The sequence below is a fragment of the Mesorhizobium sp. M1A.T.Ca.IN.004.03.1.1 genome (assembly GCF_003997555.1).
Classification (GTDB): Bacteria; Pseudomonadota; Alphaproteobacteria; order Rhizobiales; family Rhizobiaceae; genus Mesorhizobium.
Genome location: NZ_RZTV01000990.1, coordinates 1 through 241 on the forward strand (window position 1 = coordinate 1; position 241 = coordinate 241).

Genomic DNA, 241 nt, shown 5'->3' on the forward strand with positions numbered 1-241 from the left:
AATCCGCGCTGGGGTTGGGGCGTCTTTGCCGAATGGTTCTTTGCCGAACCAGTGCTCGTCGGTCTCGGGAGGACGCTGCTTTTGACCGTGCTTGCCGCCATATCCGGCTCCATCCTCGGAACGGCTCTGGCGCTCGCCCGCGTTTCCAAGTCGCCGCTGCTCTCCGGCCTTTCCTGGGGCTATATCTGGCTGCTGCGCTCGATCCCGGTCATCGTGCTGCTGCTGATCCTGAACAATCTCG

General features: G+C 62.7%; 1 protein-coding gene. It reads left to right on the forward strand.

The genetic code is table 11. The features are described from left to right. A partial coding sequence (locus EOD29_RS34645) for an ABC transporter permease subunit (protein WP_164764083.1) occupies nt 1-241 on the forward strand: 241 nt, incomplete at both ends.